Raw genomic sequence first — 25451 nt, 5'->3', positions numbered from 1 at the left:
TTCGGTTCGAAGGTCCCGCGTATCGTACCCGGGCCGACCTCAGGGGCGGGCGGCGCTCAGAGTCGGGCGAGCAGCTCTGCCTTCTTCGCCTCGTATTCCTCGGCGCTGATCGCCCCCCGGTCGCGGAGGTCGGCGAGCTTCGCGAGCGTCCCCGTCACATCGTCCTGGCTCATCGGGGACGATGCCGCTGCGGTCTGCGGCGCGGCCGGGGCGACGGTCGGCGCCGCCGCACGGAATGGCGGCGCCGGCACAGTTCGCATGTCCATCTCGAGGGCGTTCTTCTGGTCGAGCATCTCCTTCTTGAACCCGGCCGCATCGGCGAGCCACTTGTAGCGGTCGACGGAGTCCTCGTTCGCGGTGAGGATGTCCAGGTCGCCGAAGCCGAAGATCCGGCCGATGACGCTCTGGTCGAGCACGGCGTCGTTGATCTTCTCGAGCGAGCTGTCCGCGGAATGCTTGTTGAGGATCCCCTCGACCTTGATGACGCGCCGGTTCGTCACGAGGTAGTCCTGCGACGACCAGCCCCAGACGATGAGCCCGATCCAGAGGAGCCCGACGATGACCCCGGCGAGGCTCGCGTACGCGAGCACGTCGTGGATCGCCGGGAGCTGACCGGCGGCGAACAGGAGCACGATCGCGATCACGACGATGACGATCGGGCGGAGCGCGTCGCGGACGACGGCCAGCCAGTGCTGACGGGCGCGCAGGACGATGACCTCCCCGGTCGCGAGGAGCGTATCGGCGTAGCGGGTCATCGGTCCCCTCCGTTGTTGCGCGTCGATCAGGCGCGCGGGTGGGCGCGGGCGTACACCTCCCTGATCCGCTCGCCGGTCAGGTGTGTGTACAGCTGTGTCGTGCTGATGGTCGCATGGCCGAGCAACTCCTGGACGATCCGCAGGTCCGCTCCGCCCTCGAGGAGATGCGTCGCGAATGAGTGGCGGAACGTGTGTGGGGAGACGCGGTCGCCGAGTCCGGCAGCCGAGGCCGCGCGCTTCACGGTCGCCCACGCCGCCTGGCGGCCGAGCCGCCCACCCCGGTCCGTGACGAAGACCGGTCCACCATGGACAAGGTCCGCTCCACCCACGAGCCAGGTGGGTCGGACCTCGGCGAGATATCGGCCGAGCCAGGAGATCGCGACCTCGCCGACCGGGACGAGGCGCTCGCGGTCGCCCTTGCCGACGACCCGGACGTAGGCACCGTCGAGGGACAGGTCGTCCGCGTCGAGCCGCAGCGCCTCGCTCACCCGGAGGCCGGCGGCGTAGAGCAGCTCGACGAGCGCCCGGTCGCGGACGGCGCGCCTCGCCTCGAGCGCGGCTCGGCCATCGCCCGCCTCGCCGGACGGGGCCGCCTCGCCGCCCACGACCTCGAGGAGCCGGACGACCTCGTCGCTGCTCAGGGTGTGCGGAAGATAGCGAGCCTGGCGCGGCAGGTCCAGGTGTGTCGCCACGTCCGCCGTCGCCCGGCCCTCGCCGTAGGCGAACCGATAGAACCCCCGCAGCGCGGCAGTGCGGCGTCGCCGGCTCGACGACGCAAGGGCCGGGCGGATCGCCCCGCGCGGCGGCGTGCCGAGCGAGGCGAGGTAGCGGACCGCCTCGTCGGGCGTGCTCCCCCAGCGGTCGGACGCGAACGCCGACGTGGCGAAGGCCGAGAGATCGTTGCGGTAGGCGACGATGGTCGCGCCGGACAGGCCGCGCTCGACCCGGAGGTGGTCGAGATACTCGTCGATCGCCGCGTCCAGCGAGGGAGGCGCGCCGAGCTCAGCCGGCATCGGACGGCCGCACGCGGGCTGCCTCCGCACGATCGAGGAGCTCACGGGCGCCGGCGAGTGCGGCTGCGCCGCCGCCCGGACCGGCGAGCATCGCCGCGAGCTCCACGATCCGACCCTCTCGATCGAGCCGCTCGATCTCGGTCACCGTTCGACCGTCGCGTTCACGCTTGAGGATGCGGAAATGCTCGTCGGCGTGAGCCGCGATCTGCGGCAGGTGGGTGACGCAGACGACCTGGTGTCGACGGCCGAGCGCCCAGAGGCTCCGCCCGACCGGGTCCGCGCCGCGGCCGCCGATCCCCGTGTCGATCTCGTCGAAGACGAGTGTCGGCGTCTCATCGGCACGGGCGAGGACGGTCCGGATCGCGAGCGCGACCCGGCTCGCCTCGCCCCCGGACGCGATCCGCGCGAGCGGCCGGGCTGGTTCGCCCGCGTTCGGGGCGAACCGGAACACGACGAGGTCGACGCCCGACAGGTCGAACGCGACGGCGTCCCCGTCGAGCTCGACGGCAGCCTCGTCCGGTGCCGCGACGCGCCTGCCGATCGCGATCTCGAACGCCGACGGCGGGAAGCCGAGCGCCTCGAGCGCGCGACCGACCTCCGGTGCGAGTCGGTCGGCAGCAGTTCGCCGGCGGACGGAGAGCTCCGCCGCGGCGGCGGCCACCGCGGCGAGGAGTCCGGCATCGTCCGCGACGCGGCGCGCCCGCTCGATCTCGACGCCGCGGAGCCGTTCGAGCTCGATCATCGCGCGCGATCCGTGGGCGAGCACTTCCGCCTCGTCGCCGCCGTAGCGTCGCTCCAGGCGATAGATGAGCGATCGGCGTTCCTGGAGCGCGTCGATCGCCCCTGCGTCGTTCACCGCCTCGTCGGCGAGGAGCGGCAACTCCCGGCCGAGGTCGTCGAGGTCGGCGACCGTCCCCTCGAGCCGCTCGGCGACCGCGAGGAATCGCGCGTCGACTCGACCGAGCTGGCGGGCCTCGCGAGCGGCGACCGCCAGTCCCTCGCGGGCACCGCTGCCATCGCCTGCGATCGTCTCGCGGAGGGCCGCCACGCCGCTCGCGATGGTCTCGCCGTGGCGGGCCAGGTCGAGCCGGGCCTCGAGCTCGGCGGCTTCGCCAGCCCGGAGGTGCGCGGCCGCGATCTCCGACGCCTCGTGCTCGGCGATCTCGAGACGGCGGGCGAGCTCGGCGGGTTCGATCGCGAGATCCGCGATCGCGGCGCGGTTCTCCCGCCAGCGGAGCACCGCGGCGGCCAACGCCGCCCGAACGTCGGCGTGACCGCCGGCCGCATCGAGCAGCTCCCGCTGCCACCGCTCGTCGAGCAGCCGCTGCTGGTCGTGCTGCCCGTGGATCTCGACGAGCGGACCCACCGTCTCGCCGAGCCGTGCCGCGGTCACGGCCTCGTCGTCCAGGCGGGCGGTGGAGCGACCCGCGGCGGTGACCTCGCGGACGACGATGAGCGGCTCCGGCAGCCGGTCGAACAGCGCCTCCACCCGGGCCACGCTCGAGCCATGACGGACGAGCCCGGGATCCGCGCGGGCACCGAGCACGAGTCCGAGCGCGTCGATCACGAGGCTCTTTCCGGCGCCGGTCTCGCCGGTGACGACATTGAGACCGGGGCCGAGCTCCAGCCTCAGCCGCTCGAGGAGGGCGAGGTCAGTGACGGTCAGCTCGAGGAGGCGACCGGCGGCCGCCGTCGGACCATCCTCGACCTCGGCGACGCTCGGGTCCGGCCGCCGTGACCGCGCGCCGGAGTTCACGACGGGAGGAGCTCGACCTTGTGCCGCAGGAGGTCCCAGAACGGCTGGGCGCCCTTCGGTTCGATGAGCCGGATCGGCCGCTCCATCGCCCGCACCTCGACGACATCGCCCACGGCGAGCCGACGATCCTCGCGGCCGTCGATGCTCACGAGCGCCTCGATCGCGTCGACGACCCGGCAGCGGACCGTCTGTCGCGGGCTGACGACGATCGAGCGGATCGCGGCGAGATAGGCGGCGATCGGGGTGACGATGAGGTTCCGGTTCGAGGGATCGACGATCGGTCCGCCGGCCGAGAACGCATACCCGGTCGATCCGGTCGGGGTCGACACGACGAGACCGTCCGCGATGAACGTCGCGACGTGGGATGGTCCGACCGCGACATCGAGCCGGCAGACCCGGGCGAGCTCACCCCGGGCGACGACGACGTCGTTGAGGGCGACGAATCGCTCGCCCCCCTCGGTCAGGCCGCCGGGCAGGATCCGCGCCTCCACCGTCATCCGCTCGTCGAGGCGATATTCGCCCAGGGCGATCTGGCCGAGCACCGTCTCGAGCTCGTTCGCCTCCACCTTCGAGAGGAAGCCCACCTTGCCGAGATTGACGCCGAGGATCGGCACGTCCACCTCGGCGACGGCCCGAGCAGCCCGGAGGAACGTCCCGTCGCCGCCGAGGACGACGACGACATCCGTCGTCGGCAGGTCGGCGAGGAGGACGTCGAGCTCCCCCGAAGGGGCCGACCAGGCCTCGATGGAACGGTGCCGGCACCACGCGATCGCCCGATCCCGGAGCTCCACGGCGGCCGGATTCGTCGGGTTGAAGGCGAGTCCGATGCGGCTGAGGCTCACGCTCCGGTCACCGCGGCGATCCGATCGCGGAACGTCGGCGAGATCATGGCCGCGACCGCGGCCGGCGGCGGTCCACCGGTCTGCCGACTCGCAGGGGCCGGAGCGGTCCACGCGACCGGGACGCCGAGGTCGAGGAGGAACTCGCGGTTCCCCTGCGGGCCGAGGATCGGCGAAGCCACGAGTCCGCGCGGCGTGAGGCCGAGAGCGATCGCGAGGCCCGTGACCCGCTCGAGGACCTCTCGATGGAGCGCCGGGTCGCGCACGACGCCGCCGACCGTCCGTCCCTTCCCCACCTCGAACTGTGGCTTGACGAGCGGCACGATCCGGCCGCCGAACTCCGGATCGATACAGCCGGCGATCGAGTGGAGGACAGCACCGAGCGAGATGAACGATATGTCGACGACCGCGAGACGGACCGGCTCGGGCAGCACGCCGCGATCGAGCGTCCGGGCGTTCGTCCGTTCCATCGAGATCACCCGGGAGTCTGTCCGGAGCTGTTCGGCGAGCTGCCCGCGACCCACGTCGAGAGCATAGACACGGCTCGCCCCGCGCTGCAACAGGAGGTCCGTGAAGCCACCGGTGGACGCTCCGACATCGAGGCAGACGAGCCCATGCGGGTCGATCGCGAACGCGTCGAGCGCGGCGACGAGCTTGTGGCCACCGCGGCTGACGTATGGATCGCGCTCGACGAGCTGGAGCGCGGTGGCCGGCTCGACGAGGTCTCCGGGCTTGCGGTCCAGCCGCGCCCCGTCTCCCTCCCCCACCCGGACCCGACCCGCGAGGAGCAGCGCAGCCGCCCGGCTCCGCGTGGGCGCGACACCGCGCTCGACGAGGAGCTGATCGAGCCGGAGCCGGGGCCGACGATCCGCGATGGTGCGCACCGGACCATCGTCGCACACGGCCTCGGGCACGTCCGGGCGCCGCACTGACGGTCCGCAGGTCGCAGTGGGTCAGCTCGCGGCCGCGGCCTCCGCCGCGTGTCCCGGCGTCGCCCCGAGGACGGCGAGTGTCTCCCTCGTCTGGGCGGCGAGACCGGCCGCATCGAGGCGCAGGAGCCGCCGCAGATCGGCCACCGATCCGTGGTCCACGAACCGGCCGGCGGGGATGCCGACGACCTTGACGACGACGTCGCGATAGGCCGGATCCACGATCCGAGCCTCCTCGAGCAGCTCGAGGACGCCCGAACCGAACCCGCCGACGACGACGCTCTCCTCCACGGTCACCACGAGCCGCTTGCCACGCGACTCGTCGAGGATGAGCTGCCGGTCCAGCGGCTTGGCGAACCGGGCGTTGACGACCGCGACGGACCAGCCCTCCGCGGCAAGGGCCTCTGCCGCCTCGCGAGCCCGGGCGACGATCGGCCCGAAGGCCACGATGAGGACGTCCGTCCCGGACCGCACGAGCTCGCCGCGCCCGATCGGCAGGATCGCCGGCTCCGCCGGGGGGAGACCGAAGCCCGGGTCGCGCGGATAGTGGATCGCGAACGGATGATCCTGGGCGAGCGCGGTCCGGAGGAGCGAGCGGAGCTCCTGCTCGTCCTTCGGGCTCGCGATGACGAGGTTCGGGAGCTGGCGCTGGGCCGGCAGGGTGAACATCCCCTGGTGACTCGTGCCATCCTCGCCCACGAGTCCCGCCCGGTCGACGGCGAGGATCACCGGCTGGTCGTTCTGGCACACGTCGTGGACCGTCTGGTCGAAGGCGCGCTGGAGGAACGTCGAGTAGATCGCGACGACGGGACGGGCACCGCCCATGGCGAGCCCCGTCGCGAGCGTCACCGCGTGCGGTTCGGCGATCCCGACGTCGAGGAACCGGTCCGGGTATTCGGCCTGGAAGCGGTTGAGGCCGGTGCCGGTCGGCATCCCCGCCGTGATCGCGACGATCCGGCGGTCGTCGCGAGCCGCTGCGATGAGTTCGCCGACGAGGACCGCCGTGTAGTTCGGCGGCTTCACGGCCTCGACGACGGGCGTCGGCGGCGCCGCATCATCCATCATCGACTCGGTCGGCATCGCGGACCAGGCTCGCGGTCGTGTGGCGACGGCGGCGACCTCCGCCCGCGCCACATCGCCCATCGGCGGGAGCGCCGCGCCATGGAAGCCGACCTGGTCCGTCTCCGCCGGTCGATAGCCTCGCCCCTTCTGGGTCCGGACGTGGACCAGGACCGGCCCGCGCAGCTCGAGCGCGCGCCCGAGCGTGTCCTCGAGGACCCCCAGATCGTGACCCGGGACGACGCCGATGTAGGTGATGCCGAGGTCCTCGAACAGGCTGCCCGGCTGCTGCACGAACTGGACGACGGAGCGCCGGACCCGCTTCGAGAGATCGAGCGCAGTCTCGCCGATGATGGGCAGCCGCTCGATCGCCCGGTCATAGGCCGACTTGCTCGTCTGCCAGGCGGTCGAGAGCTTGATCGTGGAGAGGTACTTCGACAGTGCGCCCACCGTCGGGCTGATCGACATCTCGTTGTCGTTGAGGACGATGAGGATCCGCGTCTGGCGCTGGCCGACGTCATTGAGCGCCTCGAACGAGAGTCCGCTCATGAGGGCCGCATCACCGACGACGACGGCGATCCGCTCGCGGCCGTGGCGAAGATCGCGTGCGGTGGCGAGGCCCTCGCCGATCGAGAGACCGGTGCCCGCGTGGCCGCCGTCGAAGACGTCGTGCTCTGACTCGCTCCGACGCGGGAAGCCACCCACTCCATCGAGCTGGCGCAGGGTATGGAACCGCGCCACGCGCCCGGTGAGGAGCTTGTGCGGATAGGCCTGATGCCCGGTGTCCCAGACGATCCGGTCCCGCGGCGAGTCGAGCAGGCGATGGAGGGCGATCGTCAGCTCGACGACGCCGAGCGAGCTGCCGAGATGGCCGCCCGTGCGGGCGACGGTCGAGACGATCGTCTCCCGGATCTCCGCGGCGAGCTCATCGAGCTGCTCGCGATCGAGTCCACGGAGGTCGGCGGGCGCACTCACGCGCTCGAGGATCGACACGTCGGCGATGCTCCTCATGGTCGGTTCACGCGCGGTCGCCATGCGGCCGGGCCGGGGATGGGTCCGGCGGCGAGCGGAGTCTACGCCGACCGGCCGCGAGCGTCCCGAGGACGGGCCGGCCGACCGGGGCACAGTCAGGCGCCGGGCTCGGTCGCCGCGCGGTCCTCGATGGCGACGGTCTCGAGCCGGCCTCCGCTCCGCTCGACGAGACGTTCCATCCGCAGCCGCGCCTCCGCGAGCAACGCGGAGCAGCGGGACTCGAGCGCGACCGCGCGCTCGTAGAGCTCGAGCGTCGTCTCGAGCGGCGCGCCACCGGCCTCGAGGGCGGCCACGATCCGCTCGAGCTCCGCAAGGGCCGCGTCGAACGTCAGCCCGTCATCGGCAGCGGCCACGGACGGCGACCGGCTCAGGGCCGCGTCATCGGGGCTCGTCATCGTCTCGCTCCTCTCGATCGGTCGACCGCATGAGGCGCGGCGCGATGAGCTTACCGATGACGAAGCCGATCGCAGCGGTCACGACGACGATCACCGCGAGCATGAGGAGATCGCCGATCATGGATCGGCGATCTCGCCCGCCGCCCCGGATCGAGGGCGGAATCGTGGCCCGGCGGTCGCCGCAAGGTCGCCGTGGGCAAGGCGGATCGTCAGGCCGGTGCCGGGAGGGGCATCCGTCGGGACGCGGAGGATCCGCGCATCGTCGATCCGCCGGACGATCGCGTAGCCGCGCTCGAGGGTGGCCTGCGGACCGAGTGCGCCGAGCGCTGCCGCCGCCACCATGAGCCGGTTCTCGGCGCCGCCCAGCTCCCGTCGGACGACGATCGGGATGAGCGACACGGACCGGGCGAGTCGTGCTGCGGATCGCTCGACCCGCATCCCGGCCGCGGCGGTGGCACGGTCGAGGAGTGCCCCGCTCCGCTCTCGATCGGCAGCGATCCGGACCGCGGGATGGAGACCGGCAAGCACCCGCCGCTCATTGCCGAGAACGACGCCGAGCGTGCCGATCCGGCGTTCCGCGGCGAGCTGCCCGCGACGGTCGAGTGCCGCGACACGTCGGAGCGCCTCCGCGCGGTCGGGCACGACGAGCTCGGCGGCCGCCGACGGTGTCGGGGCCCGCACGTCTGCCGCGAAGTCCGCCAGCGTCACGTCCGTCTCGTGGCCGATCGCCGCCACCACGGGCCGTCCGTGGCCGACGACCGCCCGCACGACCGCCTCGTCGTTGAAGCTCCAGAGATCCTCGAGCGACCCGCCCCCGCGAGCCAGGATCGTGACCGTGGGCGTCTCCACGCCCCGACCGTCCGCGGTGAGGCGGTCCGCCCAGCGGTCGATCCGCTCGAGGGCGTGGACGATGCTCGGGACCGAGCCGTCGCCCTGCACGAGGCACGGCGAGAGGATGACCCGTGTCAGCGGCCAGCGGCGCTCGACGACGCGGACGATGTCGTGCCACACCGCGCCGGTCGCGCTCGTCACGACCGCGACGACGGCCGGGCGTCCGGGCAGAGGACGCTTCCTTGCTGCGTCGAACAGGCCGGCGGCGGCGAGCCGCGCCTTGAGCGCCTCGAAGCGGATGGCGAGATCGCCGAACCCGGCGGGCTGCACGGCGTCGACGTAGAGCTGGTACACCCCGCCCGGCTCGAAGACGTCGAGGCGGCCGTGGGCGACGATCCGCAGGCCTACCCGTGCCTCGAACGGCGACGCGAGGCGGTCCTCGCGGAACCAGATGCAGGCGAGCTGGCTCCGCTCGTCCTTGAGGTTGAAATACCCGTGGCCGGCGCTGGAGATCGTCACCCGCCCGACCTCGCCTTCGACCCACAGGTCGCGGAGGCGCTCGTCGCCGCGGACCGCGTCCCGGACGGCGCGGGTGACGTCCGTGACGGCGAGGATGCGCAGCGACGGGGGTTGTCGGTCGGCCGGCGATCGTCCCTCGGCGCGCTCGTCCCGGTGCGGCCCGCCGACGCTCGGGCGGGTCGCGGACCGATCCGCGTCCCAGGCGGGCAATGCCCAGTCCGGGGGATCGAGCGGATCGCTCATCGATCCGTGCCCAGCGAGACGCCCCGGGCCATGCGGCGCGCCACGGCGCGAGCGGACACCCGCGGGCCGACCGCTCCTGAGCGGATGGCGACGAGCTCAGACGCGGGTCTGGTACTCGCCGGTCCGGGTGTCGATCCGGATGGTGTCCCCCTCGCTCACGAAGATCGGCACCTGGACAACGAGGCCGGTGTCCGTGGTCGCCGGCTTGCGCGCGCCGGTCTGCGTGTCGCCCGCGAACCCCGGCTCCGTCTCGGTCACCGTGAGGTCGACGGTGACCGGCAGCTCGACGCCGATCGTCTCACCCTGGTAGCTGGTCCGGTCGAGGGTCATCCCGTCCCTGAGGTAGAGGGCCGCGTCGGCGAGCTGCTCCGCCGTCAGGTGGAACTGGTCGTACGTCTCGTTCTCCATGAAATGGAACTCGTCGCCGTCCCGGTAGAGGAACTGGACGGGCCGCCGGTCGAGTTGGGCGCGCGGCCATTTGGTGCCGGCCTGGAAGCTCCGCTCGACGGTCTGGCCTCGCTTGATGTTGCGGAGGGTGATCCGGACCTGGGCCGAGCCACGGCCCATCTTGATGTGGTGATAGTCGAGGATCTGCCAGAGATCGCCGTCGAGCTCGATGGCGACGCCCTTGCGCAGTTCGCCGGTGCTGATCATGGGTGGGGCTCCTGGGCTGGCCATCGGTCGCCGGAGGGCAACGCGCGAAGGCCGGCGGAACGTGACGGTGTGGTGGAGCGGATTGTAGCCGAGGCTCGCCGCCCGAGCCTCAATCGCGGACCCGCCCGCGGCGCTGCGTCAGCCGACACGGAGGACGCCCGTCAGGGCGCGCTGCTGTACTTGCGGACGTTGATCTCGTGCTGGGCGAGCGTCCTCGCGAACGCGGTGGTGTTCGAGCCGTCGTTCCTGGCCACGAAATAGAGGTAGCCGGTCGCGGTGTCCGGATGGAGCACGGCGTCGATCGATGCAAGCGAGGGCGAGCAGATCGGCCCCGGCATGAGTCCCGGAGCCGTGTACGTGTCGTACTTGGCGAGCGCCGGTGAGACGCTCGAATCCTTGATCGGTGCCGTCAACGGGCCCCAGAACGAGTACTGGGCCCACGCCGCGAACGGGATCTTCGCGAGCTGGACGGTGTCGTTGATGTAGAAGATCGTCGTGTCCGACTGGAGCAGGCGGGTCGGGAAGAGCTTCGGGTCGAGCCGGTTCTGGAAGACGCCGGCGATGAGCGGCCGTTCGGCGTCGAGCCTCGCCTCCTGCTCGACGAGCGAGGCCATCGTCACGACCTGGTAGAACGTGAGGCCGCGGCTCGCCGGGACGGCGACGCGCGCCTGTCCGACCTGCGTGTAGAACGCATCGAGCATCTTGCCGATGAGCTGCTCCGGCGTGATCGAGGGAAGCACCTGGTACGTCGCCGGGTAGAGGAACCCCTCGAGCGAGGCGCCCTTCGGCAGCTGCAGCCATGGATGGGCGGCGAGGATCGAGGCGGTCGGGTGCATCGCGAGGTCGTAGAACTGCTTCGGGTCCAGCGTGACTGGCAGCGTCTCGAGCTTGGCGGCCATCTGCTCGACCCGGAGACCCTCGCGGAACGAGATGTCGATGGCGAGGCTCTTCGCCTGGAGGAGCGCCGTGACGAGCTGGTCGGGCGTCATGTTGCGGCGCAGGATGAACGTTCCGGCCTCGAGCTTGCTCGTCAGACTTCGCTCGATCGCGGTGAACACGAAGGCTCGGGCATCGATCAGGAGGCCCTGGGTCTGGAGTCGCGCCGCGATCCCGCGGGCCGTGTCGCCGGGCGCGACGATGAAGTCGACCTCCGTCGCGTCCGTGCTCGGGGCCGCCGTGAGGGAGGCGCCGAGATCCTCGCGGACGAGATCCGCGACGAACGGGATGCCGAGCGCGGTCGGGTTGTCAGACGCCCAGCCGACGATCGCTCCCGCCGCGACCGGTCGGAGGACCGTGACGAGGCCGACGAGGACGACGGCGCCGAGGACGAGGGCGAAGGCGACGAAGCGGACCAGCCCGCCGAACCCACCGCGACCTCCGCCACCCGTCGGTCGTCGGCGATCACGCCGGTCCCGGGCGGGCGGGCGTTCGATCGTGCGGTCGACGCCGTCGACGCCACCGACGACGTGCGCCTGGTCGGGGGCCGCATCCGCGCGGCCGCGGGGCGGGCCGCCCCGTCGGATCGTCATCGCTCGGTGCCTCCCACCGGGGCCGGGGCCGGGGCGGTCCCGGCGCGGGCGCGGAGCTCGGCCTCGAGGATGATCGCCGCCGCCTCGCGGTCGACGCGGGCCCGGTACCGGTTGCGCTGCGTCGCCGTCGGCGGACCGCCGGACCGGCCGCGCGGCATTGGTCCGAGGCGCTCCTCGGCGATGCGGCTCGAGAATCGTTCGTCCCGGAAAGCGATCGGGCGGTCGAGATCTGCCGCGACGGCCGCCGCCCAGCTGCGGGTGCGGTCGGCCTGGACACCCTCCGTGCCCGCGGTGTCGATGGGCAGGCCCACGATGAGCTCGTCGATCCGTTCCCGCTGGACCACCCGGCCGAGCGTGGCGACGTCGTCGGCGATGGAGCGTCCGCGCGCGACCGTCGTCAACGGAACGGCTCCGCCGCGCAGATCGTCCCCGACGGCGAGCCCGATGCGGCGCTCGCCGAGGTCGATGGCGAGCAATCGGGTCACGGTGCCCCGCTCCCCGCCGCGCTCGGCGACGGACCGCTCGGCGTCATGCTCGGTGCTGGACTGTTCGTCGGAGGCACCTTCGTCGGAATCCCGTTCGGCGCGCTGCCCCCGGACGGCCGGTCCGTGCCGGCGGGTGGCTGAGAAGCCGGCGTCGCGCCCCCACCGCCTGGCCCGGCGGGACCCGAACCGGCCGCGATGCGGAGGTCGATCCGGAAGTCGTAGCCCGGAACGCGGTCCGTGAACCCGGGCCAGAGCGTGATGCTCGCGGTCCCGTAGGGTCCGAGGGCGACCTCGGCTTCCGCGACAGACCTGCCCTTCACGAGAGCGAGCAAGTCGACTCCCGTCAGCGTCCGCGCCTCCTGCGCCGTCGCCCGGACCGGAAAGACGATCGTGCCGGACTGGAGGCGACCCTTGCCGACCGTCACCTGCGCCGATCCGGCGACCAGCGTGTGGTCCGCCGCGACGCTCGAGCTCAGCTGCGCGGTCGCGAGTGCCTCGACCGCCGCCAGATCGACGGCGGTCACGCTGCCGGTGGCGGTCAGCCCGTAGCTGAACGAGGTCACCTGCTGGCCGACGAGCGTCGTCGGATCGACCGTCGGTGTCGCAGCCGTCATCGCCTTCGTCTCCGGAAAGACCGTCGAGCCGGGCAGAACCTGGGATGGATCGGCGATCGTGGCGTCGAGCTGGGTCGCGAGCTGGGTCGCGAGTGAGGCCGTCGCCGCGTCGATGTCCTTCTGGGCGATGATGAGCGCCTCCGTGTGGGACCCACCGCTCGTGGGCGCCGGGTTGCGGACCTGGATCTTCCGTGCATTCTGGTCCGGCGGCGGGATCCGGATCGCGCCGGCCCCCACGTTCCCCGCCGTCCCGCCCGCCACCGCGGTCACCGGCGAGCTGCCGGTCGTCGGCACGATGACGATGTTGCCACCGGAGTCCACGAGCTGGGCCGGGTTGAGGATGACGACCCGCGTCGTCGCGAACCCGATCCCATCGGGCGTCGAAACGACGCTTCCGGCCGCGATCGTGTGCTGGGCGAACGGATCGATGTTCGAGAATGTCACCGAGCCCGTGGCCGCCGTGTTCGTCACCTTCTTGCCGCTGGAGGGGAACGTGCCCGACGCGGTCAGCGGAAACGTGGGGACCGTCGCCGGCACGACACCCGTCGCCGCGTCAGGCGCGGACGCGGTCGGGTCTGCGCGGACGGTGAACGTAAGGGGTCCGAGCGGATCGATCCTGGGCGTGACGACGATGGTGGCGGCCGGCAGGAAGACGTATCCGATGATCGCGAGCAGGAGGATGGCGACCCCGACGAGGACCGCGGCGATGCGGCCGGACGAGACGCCGACTCCCGGCCGTCGCCCACCTCCCACGACCGGCAGTGCCGGGGCCGTGCTCCGAGCCGTGATCGGATGCGCGTCCGCGCTCGCGCCGCCGGCGCGGGGGGACGGCCCGCCGACGTATGCCTCGGCCGACGCCGCATCGCGGCTCCCCGCGATCGCGGCGTGCCGCTCGATGCCGTCCGGCTCATCAAGGTCCCGCACCGCCGCGTACGCGTCGATCCCGGCTGACGCCGCCAGAGCACGCGTCGCCGCCTCCGGCGCCACGATCACGAGCTGCCGGCTCCGCGCCTGCGCCTCGCGAGCGAGGAGCCGGAAGTTGATCCGCGACGTGGCGAGCCGCGATCCGGGCGGCAGGACGAGGGCGATGCGCGGCGCCTCCGCACTCCGGATGCGGGTGGCCGCCGAGGTGATCTCGTCGTCAACGTCGAGGTAGACGATCGCCGTGTCGTTCGCCACGTGCCCGGACCTCAGACCTTCATCGCCCGGAGCACCCGTCGAAGCGCGGCATCGAGCGGATCCTCGTCGGCCTGGAGCTCGATCGCCTGGTAGGCGAGCCCGAGCGGCGTGACGTCCTGCTGGTCGACGAGGAGCGCCGTGCCGTCGCGGATCGTCGTCACCTGGTCCGGTGACATGATCGTCACCTCGGGCGGACGGCTGAACGGCAGGCGTGCCCAGAACGGTTCTGCGGCGAGGGCGGCCCGGACCTCTGGCAGCCTCGATCCTCCGCCGCACAGGTAGATTCGGGCCGGCAGCTGCTCACCTGCCGCCAGCTCCTCCGTGACGAGCTCAACGCCGGCTGCCCAGACGGTCACGTCGTCCGCGATGACCGCCGCGACCTGATCGCGATCGGGGACATCGAGGCCGCGGGCGTAGTCCACCTTGAGCGATTCGGCGCGCGGGAACGGCAGATCGAGTCGATCGGCGATCGATTTCGTGAAGGCCCGACCGCCGAGGGCGAACATCCGCGTCCCCTCGATGCCGCCCTGGCGGACGAGTGCGACGTCCGTCGTCCCACCGCCGACATCGATGAACAGCGCTCCGGACTGGTGGACGCCGTCCGCGCCGAGTACCCGGGCGACGGCGTACGGCTCGGCGACGACCTCGAGGAGCTCGAGGTCGAGCTGGCTCGCCACGCTCTGGAGTGCGCCGAGATGGACGAGCGGCGCGAACGCGTTGAAGATGCTGATCCGGACGTGCCTGCCCTGGAAGCCGACCGGGTTCGTGAGCGCGTATCCGTCGATGCTCGCCCCGGTGATCGCCGCGTGGACGAGGCGGACGTCGACGTGCGGCAGGCCGGTCTCCCAGGTGATCGCCCGTTCGGCCTCCCGGAGCGCCTCTCGCTGGACGCCGTCGATGAGCCGCTGGAGCTCGGCCTCCGTGATCGGCGAGTCGGGTTTCCGGCGCTCCTGGCTGTGCGTCGTCGTGAAGCCCTTGACGAGCTCGCCGGCGATGCCGATGACGACCTGGGTCGGACGGAAGCCGGCCATCTCCTCGGCCTCCTGGAGGGCGACCGAGCAGTTGTCGACGACGGCCCCGATGTCCGCGACCGTACCCGACTGCATGTGCGAGAGTCCCTGCCGCTTGCGACCGACGCCGCGGACGGTGCCATGACCCGCATCGTCGATCTCGAAGACGAGCGCCTTGGCGAACTCCGTGCCGACGTCGAGGGCGGTGCAGGCAGCGAGCGCCGGCTCCCCATCGCGCTGCCAGATGCGGCGCCAGAAGGCCATCGTCAGCCGGAGGTCCGGAGGCGTTCGCGGACCGCATCCCAGGCTCGCCCGACGGCGGTCGGGTCGCCGCCCTTCGCCTGGCCCATCCGGGGGCTCCCGCCACCGTTGCCGCCGATCTTCGTGGCCGCCTCCCGGACGAGGGCGCCGGCGGCGATCCCACGGGCGACGAGGTCGTCGCTGACGGTGATGAAGAGCTGCGGCTCGGGCCGCTCGTCGGCGAGCGCGATGACGCCGGACGGGAACACGCCGCGGAGCTCCTTGGCGAACGCCTTCATCGCCTCGATCGACTCCCAGCCGTCCTGTCGGGCGATGAGGCGGAGTTCCGGGCCGATGGTCTCCGCGCCGGCGACCGCCTCGGCGATCTGCGGGCTGCCGGCGCCCTCGCCGGACCGGAGTCGGCGGCGCGCTTCGCGGAGTTCCCCCTGGAGGGCTCCGATCCGCTCGACGATCACGTCCGCCGCCTGGGCCCCCAGGGCATCGGCCGCACGGTCGAGCGTCTCGAGCCGCGCACCGATCCAGGCGTCGGCACCGTCGCCCGTGAGGGCCTCGATCCGCCGCACCCCGGATCCGATGCTCCGCTCGCCGACGATGACGAAACTCCCGACCTGCCCCGAGTTCGCGCAGTGGGTGCCGCCGCAGAGCTCATGGCTGTAGCCCTCGACCCGCACCGTCCGGACACGCTCACCGTACTTCTCGTCGAAGAACGCGTCCGCGCCGGCGGCGATCGCGTCGGCCATCGAGAGATACGTCACGCTCACCGGGCGTGCGTCGCGGACGATGCCCCGGACCTCCGCCTCGATCGCCGCCCGTTCCTCCGCGGTGACCGCACGCTCGAACGGGAAATCGAAGCGCAGGCCGTCCGGCGTCACGAGCGAGCCCGCCTGTCGCGCCCGCTCGCCGACGACGTTGCGCAGGGCGCGATGGAGAAGGTGCGTGCCGGTATGGTTGCGCATCGTCCGCTCGCGCGGCTCGCGATCCACGGCGGCACGCACGGTTTCGCCGACCCGGAGCCGTCCGTGGAGCGTGCCGCGGTGGACGACGAGGCCGCCCCCCTGCGCGCCGACGGGCCGCTGCGTATCGGCGACCGTCATGAGCGACGAACCGCCCCCGGCCTCGAGCAGGACGCCACGGTCACCGACCTGGCCGCCGCCCTCCGCGTAGAACGGGGTTCGGTCGAGCACGACCTCGACGGCCGCATTGCCGGTCAGCTCCTCGTACTCGACGTCCTCACGGACGATCGCGACGACCGTCGCCTCGGCGCTCGTGGACTCGTAACCCGTGAACAGCGTCTCGCCCCGCGACCGGAGGATCGCCTCGTAGAGGCTCGTCCGCTCGGCGTGCCGGGCGAGGTCCGCCTTGCGCCCGCTCCGGCTCCGCTCGCGCTGCTCGGCGAGTGCGGCCGCGAAGCCCGTCCGGTCCACCGCGACGCCGTACTCCGCGGCGAGCTCCACCGTGAGGTCGATCGGGAAGCCGAACGTGTCGTGGAGCCGGAAGGCGAGCGCGCCGTCGAGCTGCGGCGCGTCGGGCGGCAGGTCCTCGGGCCGTCGCCCGACCGTCCGCTCGGTCGTCGGGACCGTCGCGAGCGCGACCTCCAGATGGCTCGTCCCGGCGTCGAGCGTCCGCGCGAACTGGGCCTCCTCGCGTTCGATCGCGGCGAGGATCTCCGATCGTCGCTCGACGAGGATCGGGTACGCGTCCGCCATGACCCGGATGACGACATCGGCCATCTCGGCGAGGAACGCCTCGCGCCGGCCGAGGAGCCGGCCATGCCGCACGGCGCGCCGGACGAGCTTGCGCAGGACGTAGCCGCGGCCCTCGTTGGAGGGCAGGACCCCGTCCGCGATGAGGAAGGTCATGGCCCGCGCGTGATCGGCGATGACCTGGTAGCTGAAGCGCTCCGCCTCGAAATCGGCCGGGTCGTGTCCGAGGAGCTCGCGAAGGTGAGCGTGGATCGGCGTGAAGAGGTCCGTGTCGTAGTTGCTCGGGACCTGCTGGAGGACGCTCGCCAGGCGCTCCAGGCCGAGCCCGGTGTCCACGCTCGTGAACGGCAACGGGACGCGACCGTCCGGCCGCTGGTCGAACTCCATGAAGACGAGGTTCCAGATCTCGAGCCAGCGCGGGCAGTGCTCGCTGTGATCCGGGACGCACTCCGGGCCCTCCGAGAGGTGCGCACCGCGGTCGAAATGGATCTCGCTGCACGGTCCGCACGGCCCGGTGTCCGCCATCCGCCAGAAGTTCTTGTCGTCGCCGCCATCGACGTCGCCCCAGGCGGCCATCCGCTCCGGCGGGAGCCCGATCTCGTCCCGCCACACGTCGCGCGCGACGAGGTCATCCCGGTAGGTGGTCGCCGCCAGGCGGTCGCCCGGGATCCCGAGCTCGACGGTGAGGAACTCCCACGCCCAGTGGATCGCCTCGCGTTTGAAGTAGTCGCCGAAGCTCCAGTTGCCGAGCATCTCGAACAGGGTGTGGTGGCGCGGCGTCCGCCCGACCTCCTCGAAATCGTTGTGCTTGCCGGCCACGCGGAGGCAGCGCTGGTAGTCCACCGCGCGGTCGTAGCTCCGTTGCTCCGCGCCGGTGAAGACCTCCTTGAACTGGACCATCCCGCTGTTCGTGAAGAGGAGGGTCTGGTCGCCGGCCGGGACGAGGCTCGCGGAGGGCACGACCTGGTGGTCTCGCGGGGATCGGGCAAAGAAGTCGATGAAGCGGCGGCGGATCTCCGCGGCGGGCAGGCTGACGATCCGCGAGTCGTGCGTCATGACGGGGGTCGGCATCGCGGCCAATGGTACCGAACCGCACTCGCCGGCCGCGAGGACCACGCGGACGCTACGGCGCGGCGTCCTTCGCGGCGGCGGCAGGTGGTTCGACGTCGCGGCGGGCCGCATCCCTGAGGTGTCGCCAGATCGCCGAGCCGGCGACCGCCGCGCCGACGAGGGCACCGGCGCTCAGGCCGCGAAGGAAGACGGAGACTCGCGCGTCGTCCGCCGCTGCGCGCTTCATGTCCGACGCCGCGCCGGCCCGAGGATGGCGAGGATCGAGACGACCCCGATCCCGATCCAGGCGACGACGATCGCGCTGAGGAGGCGGAAGTCGCCGATCCGGAGAAGGTCGAGGCCGAGTCGCCCGCCGATCGCGTCACCCGCCCACGCGCCGAGGACGGCGGCGACGAACAGGAGCGGCAGCTGCCCTCCCCCGCTGCCCCGCAGGAACACGAACAGGGCCGCGTTGAACGTGCCGACGAGGAGCGCGAGGACGGGCGCGGGACCGATGCTCATCGCCGCCGAGTATAGGCGGCGAACATGGACGGGCCGGACCTCGCGGTCCGGCCCGTCCATCGCGAGTGCCAGGGTCAGCGTCAGTCCGAGACCCTGCTGATGAACGTCCCCCAGTTCGCGAGGAGCGTCCGGGTGCCGCCGGGGATGTACTCGGCCGCCATCCAGACGTTGCCCTGCGTGTCCGTCACGGCGGCGGAGTAGTCACCCCAGCGGGCGATCCCGTCACCGCCGAACGCCGCGTACCCGGTGAAGCCGTCCTCCGGGGCGGCCCCGGAGGCGACGATGCGTACGGGCCCCGCGGATCCGCGACGGAGAGAGGCGTAGGCGGCACTCGGGAAGTAGTCGGGGCCGACGAGCGTGAACGCCACCGTCGCTCGCCCATCCGGGGTCACCCCGACGGACGGGAACAGGACGCTGTTGTTCGCGACGCTGACGTACCCCTGGCCGCTCAGGCGCGGCGCGAACGATCCATGGCGCCACTTCGGCGTCACGGTGAAGTACGCGATCGCGGACCGCGTCCCGTCCCCCACCGCCGTGTTGAGCGCGGACCACAGCTGGCCGTTCGCGTAGACCACCTGGTTCATCCGATCGTCGTTCGCGTTGAGCTGCTCGAGACCCTCCCCGAGGGCGGTGCCGAGCGGGGTCGGTCCGGGTCGCTGGGTCACGCCGAACGCGACTGGGCTGCCGTACGGCTCGCTCTGGAGGACGGCCGGCGCCTGCATGGTGACCGCCGGTGTCCCTGAATCGAGCGACGCCGTGTTCGTCAGAGCCCAGGCGGCGATCCGCTGATCCCCTGCCCCGAAGAAGTCGAGGGCGCTGAGGAAGTACTCGGTCCCGCTGCTGGAGTCTCGGGAGTCACCGGACCCGCCCGACCCGCCGGAGTCACCGCCCGGCGACGTCGCCGGCTGGACGCTGTACCAGGTGCCATTGATGTCCGGGGTCGCGATCGACCCGAGGTTGATGGCGACGAGGGTCGGCAGCGTGCCGACCGCGCCCGTCGCTGCTTCGGCGAGGAGCGACTTCGACACGGCGTAGAGCTGCGCCCCGTTGAAGCCCGCGCTGAAGACCGGGAACTCGTTCGTCGAGATGTAGATGCCGTGGGCGTCCGCTCCGAGGAGGGGCTGGTCGCCGAGGCACGGGCAGCCGGGGTGACCCGCCAGGGTACCGTCGCCGTTCGTCGTGCTGAAGCTGAAGATCGTCCAGGCGCCGGTCGGATCGCCGCCCTGGGACACGGCGATATCGACGTGCGTCGTCCCGATGGGGTCACCCGTGGCGGGATCCGTGTCGAGGGTGAGGACGGTCATGTAGAAGCGATTCGTCGCCGCGTCGTACAGGCACTTCGGATCCGTGACGAAGGGCCCGAATGTGCCGCTCGTCCGATCGATCGCGTATGCGTACCGGTAGAACGCGTTGAGCGCCATCGGTCCGGACTGGATCCGGCCGCGCGTGTCATACACGGCCATCACATCGTTCACCGTCTCGACGACGTGGCCGTTCCCGACGCACAGGCCCTGGTCCGGCGGCTCGAGGCTGAACTGATTGCCGCCGCTCGCGGTGCGCGAGTCGACATGGCTGAGGCCGACGAATCCGGAGACGTCACCCCGCCGCGAGTCGACGCCGATCGATGACGGGACCGGGATCCGGACCTGGCCGCCGGCAGCGACCGTCGACCGAGGGCTGCGCTCGAGGACGTCGGCTGCGGGCGACCGCTCGCTCGAAGCACTGAGACTGCCGGTGCCCGCCGGCGCGGTTCCGGTCGCGACGATCACGGTCGTGCCGACCTTGTGGAAATGCGCGTCGCCCGCCTCCGAGCCGGACGACGACGCCGCGGTCACCGCTGGCAGGAGGGACACGAGCAGCACCGCGGATGCCGCTGCGGCGGCGATCCTGCGCGCGAGACCGGCGCGACCGGGGGATCGAGTGCGCCTCGACGGCGACGACACGGACATTGGGGTCCTCCGCGGCGGCTGGATGGGCTGGATACCGACTCATATAGCATCCCGCCGTCGTGGGCGCAAGGTTCGGATCGTCTCGCGCGCCGGGACGCGTCGAAACGTCACCGCTGCGCGATCCGTCCCCCGCCCAGGACGACCGGCCCGTCATAGAGGACGGCCGCCTGGCCGGGAGCGACCGCCCACACCGGCGTATCCGTCTCGACGGTCCAGCGCCTCTGCGGACGCGCCGTTCCGTTCGCGGGCTCGGACTCCGGCACCGGCCGGACGAGGGCCGGCACGGGCGTCGCCCGGTGGCGGATCCGGACGCTCGCCCGGAAGCCCGTCTCGTCGGTTCCGGGCGCCTCACCGCCGATGAAGGAGACCTCGTCGAGGGCGACCGTCGTCGTCTCGAGGTCGGCTCGGCGGCCGATCGTGATCGTGTTCGTCAGGGGATCGATGCGGCTCACGTAGCGCGGCTCGCCGAGGGCGACGCCGAGGCCCTGTCGCTGGCCGATCGTGTACCCCGCCGCGCCCCGGTGCCGGCCGACGGGCGCTCCCTCGCCATCGAGAACCGGTCCCGGCTCGGGGACCCAGCCAGCCCGATCGCGGAGCGCGGTCCGGTAGTCACCCCCGGGCACGAAGCAGATCTCCTGGCTCTCCGGCTTGTCCGCGGTGACGAGCCCGAGCGAGCGGGCGATGGAGCGGACCTCCGGCTTCGTCAGGTCGCCGAGCGGGAACCGGGCGTGGGCGAGCTGGTCCTGGCGGAGGCCATAGAGGAAGTACGTCTGGTCCTTGTCCGCGTCGGCCGCGACGAGCAACCGGGCGGCGCCGCCCGGGCCGCCGTCATCGCGGCGGGCGTAGTGCCCGGTCGCAACGGCCTCGCACTCGTACAGCCGCCGGGCGCGCCCGAGGAGTGCCCCGAACTTCACCAGCGTGTTGCAGTCGACGCAGGGGCTCGGCGTCTCGCCACCGAGGTACGCGGCGAGGAACGGCCGCAGGACGCCGGCCTCGAACTCGCGCTCGAGATTCATGATGGCGAACGGGATGCCGAGCGTGGCCGCGACGCGGCGGGCATCGTCGGCCGCGTCGAGGGTGCAGCAGCTGCGGCTCGATTCCGAGGAGGAGTCGGCGCCGTCGTGGAGGCGCATCCAGACCCCGACGACCTCGTGTCCCTGCTCGTGGAGCAGGGCCGCGGCGACGGAACTGTCCACCCCGCCCGACATCGCGACGAGGACCCGACTCACCGGGCGAGAACCTCCGAACGCTCGGCGACGGACGCCGGACCGGCCCGATGACGGGCGAGGACGCGCGGCACGATCTCCACCGCGGCGGCGATCTCCTCGTCCGTCGTCGCCCGGCCGAGCGAGAGGCGGAGCGTGCCGCGGGCCTCCTCGTCGGGATAGCCCATTGCCCGCAGTACGTGGCTCGGCTCGGCCGAACCGCTCGTGCAGGCGGAGCCGATCGCCGCCGCGACGCCCTCGAGGTCGAGGCCGAGGACGACATCGTTGCCGTCGGCGTCCCGGACGACGATCGAGAGCAGACCCGGCAGTCGATCCTTCGGATGTCCGGTGAGCTCGGTCCCGGGCACGGCCAGGACGGCCTTCTGGAGTCGCTCGCGGAGGCGCCGCAGCCGGGGTGCGGTCGTCGCGAGCTCGTCGCGGGTAAGCTCGTAGGCCCGCGCCATCCCGACCGCGGCGGCGACATCTTCCGTCCCGGCCCGACGATGGCGTTCCTGGCTCCCCCCGTGCTGCTGGGCGAGGAGGTGCGTCCCGTGGCGGACGTAGAGGGCGCCGATCCCCTTCGGGCCCTCGAATTTGTGGGCGGCGACGCTCACGAGGTCCGCCCCGAGGGCCTCCAGATCGAGCGGGATGTACGGCGCGGCCTGGACGGCGTCCACGTGGAGGAGGACGCCCCGGTGGCGGTGGACCCGCTCGACCACCTCGGCGATCGGCTCGATCGTGCCGACCTCGTTGTTCGCATACATGACGGAGACGACCGTCGTCCGCTCCGTGATCGCCGCGTCGAGCTCGTCCGGGTCGATCCGTCCATAGCGGTCCACCGGGAGCTCGACGGTCTCAAAGCCGAACTTCTCGAGATAGCGGACGGTGTGGCCGACGGCGTGATGCTCGACGGAGGTGGTGACGATCCGGTGGCCCCGGGCCTTGGCGGCCCAGGCCGCGCCCTTGATCGCGAGGTTGTCCGCCTCCGTGCCGCCGGAAGTGAAGACGATCTCCCGCGGGTCGGCTCCGAGGCGGGTCGCCAGCCTCGACCGTGCATCGTCGAGGTACGCCCGGGCCGTCCGACCGGCGGCGTGGGCACTGCCGGGATTGCCCCAGCCGTCCTCCAGCACTGGGAGCATCGCCTCGAGGACCTCGCGCCGGAGTGGGGCCGTGGCGGCATGGTCGAGGTAGATCGTCATCGCGGCCTATGGTACGGCGGGCATCGGCTCCCGTCGGAGGTCCGCCTCCCGGCCGCGCTCGCGCCGCCGATCGTGCCCCGAGAGACGCCGCTTGCGGAGCCGGATCGAGGCCGGAGTCACCTCCACGAGCTCATCGTCGGCGATGAACTCGAGCGCGGATTCGAGCGTCAGCGGGCGGGGCGGCGTGAGGCGGAGCGACTCGTCGTGCGCGTGCGTCCGGATGTTCGTGAGCTTCTTCTCCTTCGTCGCGTTGACGTCCATGTCGCCGGGGCGGGTGTTCTCGCCGACGATCATCCCCTCGTACACCTCGACGCCGGAGCCGATGAAGAGCTCGGCGCGCTCCTGGAGATTGAAGAGGCCGTACGCGTTCGAGGTTCCCGCCCGGTCGGCGACGAGGACCCCGCTGGTCCGATGCGTCACCTCCCCGGCCCACGGGCCGTAACCCTCGCCGATCTGGTGCATGAGCGCCGTCCCCCGCGTGTCCGTGAGGAGCTGGCCGCGATAGCCGATGAGGCCGCGGACCGGAAGGACGAACTCCATCCGGACCCGGCCGTCCGTGTCCGTCGTCATCTGCTCGAGCTGCGCCTTGCGCCCGGCGAGCGCGTGCTGGATCTCGCCGATGTAGTCCGGCGGAATGTCGATCGTGATCCGCTCGTACGGTTCGAGCGTCGCGCCGTTCTCCTCGCGGAGCAGCACCTCCGGACGGCTCACCTGGAGCTCGAATGACTCGCGGCGCATCTGTTCGATGAGCACGGCGAGCTGCAGCTCACCGCGTCCGCGGACCTCGAAGGTGTCGCCCGACTCCGTCGCCCGGACATCGATGCTCACGTTGCCGAGCAGCTCGCGGTCCAGGCGCGCCCGGATCTGGCGGGACGTGACGTAACGACCCTCGCGTCCCGAGAGCGGCGAAGTGTTGACGCTGAACGTCATGCGCAGAGTCGGGGCGTCCACGTCGAGCCGGGGCAGCGGTCGCGGGTCGGCCGGATCGGTGAGCGTGTCGCCGATCGTCACGTCCGGCAGGCCGGCCACGGAGACGATGTCACCGGGACCCGCCTCCTCGATGTCGATCCGCTCGATCCCGTGCGCGGTCTGGAGACTCGTGACCGTTCCGCTCAGGGTGACCGTCCGCCCGGGCTCGACGGCGCCCGCCGTGTCGTCCGGCTCCTCGCGCACGACGACGATCCGCTGTCCCGTCCGGATCCGCCCGTTCCAGATCCGACCCACGGCCATCCGGCCGACGTAGTCGTTCGCGCTGAGGTTCGTCACGAGGAGCTGCAGCGGGTGGTCGGGGATGTACGTCGGTGCTGGCGTGACGCGGACGAGGAGGTCGAAGAGCGGTCGCAGATCCGTGCCGGGCTCGGCGAGCGCGAGCGTGGCGGTGCCGGCGCGGGCGTTCGTGTAGGCGACCGGGAACTCGATCTGGTGCTCGTCCGCGCCGAGGTCCATGAACAACTCGTAGACCGCGTCGAGGACCTCCGCCGGCCGCGCGTCCGAGCGGTCGATCTTGTTGATGGCGACGATGACCGGCAGGCGGCGGGCCATCGCCTTCTGGAGGACGTAGCGGGTCTGGGGCAGCGGGCCTTCCGCGGCATCGACGAGAAGGAGCACGGAGTCCACCATGAGGAGGCTTCGCTCCACCTCGCCGCCGAAGTCCGCGTGACCCGGCGTGTCGACGATGTTGAGCCGCATCTCCCCGACATCGATCGTCGTCTGCTTGGCGAGGATCGTGATGCCCTTCTCGCGCTCGAGGTCCATCGAATCCATGACCCGGTCGACGAGCGCCTGGTTCGCCCGGAAGGCTCCCGTCTGGCGGAGCATTGCGTCCACGAGGGTCGTCTTACCGTGATCGACGTGGGCGACGATGGCGACGTTGCGAAGGTTGCGGCGGGTCGCGGCGGCGGCGGAACGGGTGGCGACGTGAGGCGCGATGGCCTGCGGAGTCGGGTCCATGGGCCGCCGGATTGTCGCACGTCCCTCGTCAGGTGTCGCGTAGCATGGCGTCCGTGACCGTCGCCGCCATCATCGTCGCCCCGTCCGCCGAGGCCGCCCTTGCGGACACGGAGGGCGTCGCCGCCGTCCGACGCCTCGCGGACGTCGCCTGGTCCGGTGGCGCGATGCCGATCGTCGTCGTCGGTTCTGCCGCGGGCGACGACACGGTCGCCCGGACACTCGCGGGCAGCCCGGTCACCCTCGTGGGAGCCGCCGTCGCGGAGAGCCCGGACCTGAGCGCGTCGATCGTTCGCGGCGCCGAGATCGCGGCCGGGATGGTCAGCGAGACGGATGCCTGGCTCATCTGGCCGGTCGCGATGGTCTGGGTCGGCCCGGAGACCGTCACCTCGCTCATCGAGGCGCACGGTACGTTCCCTGATTCGGTCCTGCGGCCCACGTTCGACGGCGTCGCCGGTTGGCCGATCCTCGTGCCGGCCGCGTCGCTCGACGCGATCCGCGCCCGCCCCGGACAGGGGAACCCGGACGACCTCATCGCTGGGGCGTTCGGGCCCGGCGACGTACGGGAGCTCGGTCTCGGCGATCCGGGCTCCACCCACGACGTGCGCACGCCGCGCTCCTCGTTGCCGGCGTACGTCGGCCCGCCGGAGCCCGCGGCCGGGCACACCCACGAATGGGGCGCGGCGGTCGCCGACCGCGACGACGACGCGCCGCTGCGGGAACCGCACCGAGCGTCCTGAGTCTCCGCCGGGTTCGGCGGGCGCGACGCGCGG

The 25451-nt window shown here is 72.0% G+C and carries 22 protein-coding genes; 1 reads left to right on the top strand and 21 read right to left on the bottom strand.

Annotated elements, in window-relative coordinates; genetic code table 11:
- Positions 1-56: 56 nt before the first annotated feature.
- From IVW53_01600 to typA, 21 genes are all read right to left on the bottom strand, one after another.
- Positions 57-755 (bottom strand): PH domain-containing protein, encoded by a 699-nt coding sequence (locus IVW53_01600; GenBank protein MBF6604266.1) that lies wholly within the window; start codon positions 753-755, stop codon positions 57-59.
- A 26-nt stretch (positions 756-781) separates the two neighbouring features.
- Complete coding sequence (locus IVW53_01595) at positions 782-1768, bottom strand: tyrosine recombinase (protein MBF6604265.1); 987 nt, start codon at positions 1766-1768, stop codon at positions 782-784.
- Entirely contained in the window at positions 1758-3524 is a 1767-nt protein-coding gene (recN, locus tag IVW53_01590; protein MBF6604264.1) for a DNA repair protein RecN, read from the bottom strand. Before recN ends, IVW53_01595 begins: the two co-directional genes overlap by 11 nt.
- Positions 3521-4366 (bottom strand): NAD(+)/NADH kinase, encoded by an 846-nt coding sequence (locus IVW53_01585; protein ID MBF6604263.1) that lies wholly within the window; start codon positions 4364-4366, stop codon positions 3521-3523. Before IVW53_01585 ends, recN begins: the two co-directional genes overlap by 4 nt.
- Entirely contained in the window at positions 4363-5238 is an 876-nt protein-coding gene (locus IVW53_01580) for a TlyA family RNA methyltransferase (protein MBF6604262.1), read from the bottom strand. The genes IVW53_01585 and IVW53_01580 overlap by 4 nt, the downstream gene beginning before the upstream one ends.
- 78 nt (positions 5239-5316) lie before the next feature.
- The gene (locus IVW53_01575) at positions 5317-7362 is read right to left on the bottom strand and encodes a 1-deoxy-D-xylulose-5-phosphate synthase (GenBank protein ID MBF6604261.1); all 2046 of its coding nucleotides are present in this window, start codon (positions 7360-7362) and stop codon (positions 5317-5319) included.
- A gap of 116 nt (positions 7363-7478) precedes the next feature.
- Positions 7479-7778 carry an exodeoxyribonuclease VII small subunit gene (gene xseB, locus IVW53_01570; GenBank protein ID MBF6604260.1) on the bottom strand — a complete coding sequence of 100 codons (300 nt, stop codon included), beginning with the start codon at positions 7776-7778 and terminating at the stop codon, positions 7479-7481.
- Positions 7762-7899 carry a hypothetical protein gene (locus tag IVW53_01565; GenBank protein MBF6604259.1) on the bottom strand — a complete coding sequence of 46 codons (138 nt, stop codon included), beginning with the start codon at positions 7897-7899 and terminating at the stop codon, positions 7762-7764. The genes xseB and IVW53_01565 overlap by 17 nt, the downstream gene beginning before the upstream one ends.
- A complete protein-coding gene (gene xseA / locus IVW53_01560) occupies positions 7896-9371 on the bottom strand; it encodes an exodeoxyribonuclease VII large subunit (GenBank protein MBF6604258.1) in 1476 nt (491 codons plus the stop codon). The genes IVW53_01565 and xseA overlap by 4 nt, the downstream gene beginning before the upstream one ends.
- A gap of 96 nt (positions 9372-9467) precedes the next feature.
- Positions 9468-10025, bottom strand: a complete 558-nt coding sequence (efp, locus tag IVW53_01555; protein MBF6604257.1) for an elongation factor P — start codon at positions 10023-10025, stop codon at positions 9468-9470.
- A 161-nt stretch (positions 10026-10186) separates the two neighbouring features.
- Positions 10187-11554, bottom strand: a complete 1368-nt coding sequence (gene mltG / locus IVW53_01550) for an endolytic transglycosylase MltG (GenBank protein MBF6604256.1) — start codon at positions 11552-11554, stop codon at positions 10187-10189.
- A complete protein-coding gene (gene ruvX / locus IVW53_01545) occupies positions 11551-12039 on the bottom strand; it encodes a Holliday junction resolvase RuvX (protein MBF6604255.1) in 489 nt (162 codons plus the stop codon). The genes mltG and ruvX overlap by 4 nt, the downstream gene beginning before the upstream one ends.
- A complete protein-coding gene (locus tag IVW53_01540) occupies positions 12036-13832 on the bottom strand; it encodes a hypothetical protein (protein ID MBF6604254.1) in 1797 nt (598 codons plus the stop codon). Before IVW53_01540 ends, ruvX begins: the two co-directional genes overlap by 4 nt.
- A gap of 11 nt (positions 13833-13843) precedes the next feature.
- Positions 13844-15106, bottom strand: a complete 1263-nt coding sequence (locus tag IVW53_01535) for a rod shape-determining protein (GenBank protein ID MBF6604253.1) — start codon at positions 15104-15106, stop codon at positions 13844-13846.
- 2 nt (positions 15107-15108) lie between these two features.
- Complete coding sequence (gene alaS / locus IVW53_01530) at positions 15109-17877, bottom strand: alanine--tRNA ligase (GenBank protein MBF6604252.1); 2769 nt, start codon at positions 17875-17877, stop codon at positions 15109-15111.
- A 52-nt stretch (positions 17878-17929) separates the two neighbouring features.
- The gene (locus IVW53_01525; GenBank protein MBF6604251.1) at positions 17930-18103 is read right to left on the bottom strand and encodes a hypothetical protein; all 174 of its coding nucleotides are present in this window, start codon (positions 18101-18103) and stop codon (positions 17930-17932) included.
- Positions 18100-18378 (bottom strand): hypothetical protein, encoded by a 279-nt coding sequence (locus tag IVW53_01520; protein ID MBF6604250.1) that lies wholly within the window; start codon positions 18376-18378, stop codon positions 18100-18102. The genes IVW53_01525 and IVW53_01520 overlap by 4 nt, the downstream gene beginning before the upstream one ends.
- Before the next feature lie 80 nt (positions 18379-18458).
- Positions 18459-20240, bottom strand: coding sequence for a hypothetical protein (locus tag IVW53_01515; protein MBF6604249.1), 1782 nt, complete (start codon positions 20238-20240; stop codon positions 18459-18461).
- A gap of 194 nt (positions 20241-20434) precedes the next feature.
- Complete coding sequence (gene mnmA, locus IVW53_01510) at positions 20435-21556, bottom strand: tRNA 2-thiouridine(34) synthase MnmA (GenBank protein MBF6604248.1); 1122 nt, start codon at positions 21554-21556, stop codon at positions 20435-20437.
- Positions 21553-22731: a cysteine desulfurase gene (locus IVW53_01505; GenBank protein MBF6604247.1), complete on the bottom strand. Its 1179-nt coding sequence runs from the start codon at positions 22729-22731 to the stop codon at positions 21553-21555. The genes mnmA and IVW53_01505 overlap by 4 nt, the downstream gene beginning before the upstream one ends.
- 6 nt (positions 22732-22737) lie before the next feature.
- Positions 22738-24681 carry a translational GTPase TypA gene (gene typA / locus IVW53_01500; GenBank protein ID MBF6604246.1) on the bottom strand — a complete coding sequence of 648 codons (1944 nt, stop codon included), beginning with the start codon at positions 24679-24681 and terminating at the stop codon, positions 22738-22740.
- A 53-nt stretch (positions 24682-24734) separates the two neighbouring features.
- Between typA and IVW53_01495 the strand changes: the two genes are divergently transcribed.
- Positions 24735-25418, top strand: coding sequence for an NTP transferase domain-containing protein (locus IVW53_01495; protein MBF6604245.1), 684 nt, complete (start codon positions 24735-24737; stop codon positions 25416-25418).
- Positions 25419-25451: the final 33 nt, after the last annotated feature.

The sequence above is a fragment of the Chloroflexota bacterium genome (assembly GCA_015478725.1).
Lineage (GTDB): Bacteria > Chloroflexota > Limnocylindria > Limnocylindrales > CSP1-4 > C-114.
Note: the sequence above shows the minus strand (reverse complement) of the source record. Positions and strands in the feature narration are given on the sequence as shown.